Source organism: Mobilicoccus pelagius NBRC 104925 (genome assembly GCF_000247995.1).
GTDB classification, from domain to species: domain Bacteria; phylum Actinomycetota; class Actinomycetes; order Actinomycetales; family Dermatophilaceae; genus Mobilicoccus; species Mobilicoccus pelagius.
The window spans coordinates 1-1,375 of record NZ_BAFE01000018.1; the positions used below are offsets into that span (position 1 = coordinate 1).

At 70.0% G+C, this 1,375-nt stretch carries 1 protein-coding gene; it reads right to left on the minus strand.

Annotation, left to right across the window (positions count from 1 at the left end; genetic code table 11):
* Nucleotides 1-913, minus strand: a 913-nt coding sequence (locus MOPEL_RS03160; protein WP_009481412.1) for an aldehyde dehydrogenase family protein, incomplete at its 3' end; no start/stop codon positions are given.
* Nucleotides 914-1,375 lie beyond the last annotated feature (462 nt).

Genomic DNA, 1,375 nt, shown 5'->3' on the forward strand with positions numbered 1-1,375 from the left:
AGATCCGCTCGATCGAGATGCACAGCTGGCCGGTGTTGGAGAAGCACGCCCGCACCGCGCCGGAGACGGCCTTGTCGAGGTCGGCGTCGTCGAGGACGAGGAGGGCGTTCTTGCCGCCGAGTTCCATCGAGCAGTCGATGAGGCGCTCCCCGGCCTGCGCGGCGACGATGCGCCCGGTGGCGGTGGACCCGGTGAACATGAGGAAGTCGGAGTTCTCGATGATCGGCGTGCCGAGCTCCGAGCCGGGCCCGGTGACGACCTGCACGAGCTCGCGGGGCAGCCCCGCCTCCTCGAGAAGGTCCACGGCCCACAGGGTCGAGTACGGCGTCTGCACGTCGGGCTTGACGAGCACGGCGTTCCCGGCGACGAGCGCGGGCAGGGCGTCACCGATGCCGAGGGTGAGGGGGTAGTTCCACGGCGCGATGATGCCGACGAGGCCCTTGGGGTGGTGCAGCTCCCACGCCTGCGTGAGGACCGGCTGCGCGCCCTGGCGGCGGTGCGGACGCAGCAGACGCTCCGCCGTGTGCCCGTAGTACCGGGAGTTCAGGGCGGTGTCGAGGACCTCCTCGAACGCGTGCCGCCGCGCCTTGCCGTTCTCGAGTTGGATGAGGTCGAGCACCTCGTCCTGCCGGTCGAGCACGAGGTCGTGGAAGCGCAGCAGCACGGCGGCGCGCTCGCGCACGGGCCGCGCGGCCCAGGACTCCTGCGCCTGCCGGGCGCGGCGGGCGGCGGCGACGACGTCGGCGGGCGTCGAGTGCGGCACCCGGCCCAGGACGTCACCGGTCATCACGTTCCTCACCTCCTGGGTGGAGGAACGATCCGCGGCCTGCACCCGGGTGGCGAGGGCGTCGAGGCGGGCGGTGTCGATGCGCTCGGTGAACCGAACGGCGGCGGGGGAGGCGATGGACGTCATGAGGTGATCCTTCCTCAGGGGTGGGCCGGGGCGCGAGCACGGCCTGCTCTCGGGTGTCCTGCGGGGCGCACGCCTGCACCCGTGCCGGTATGGAGAACGGATCGACCCGCACGCGCTGTTCCGCGAGCCCGTCACCGAGTGGGCGGGGATCGAGCCCTCGGGAGCCGAGGTCGGTGCCTGTCGCGAGCCCGGTGAGTCGGAACTGTGATGAGGATCACAGTGAGGGGCCGGATGTCGTGCATGGTAAATCGGCGACGAGAAAAACCCCTGGTCGGCGTGTCACGTCGAAGGCGATGAGTACGAACGTACTTCTCGAAAATTCGCCATGAGTACGAACGTACTACTCGAACGTGTGCCGTCGGGGCGAATCGGAGGCGGAAGCGGGGCATACTGGCCGCGTCGGGCGAACCGACCCGAATATGCTCGCCGAGCGGAGGAAGAAGGAGGGTGTTGTGCGTGAGG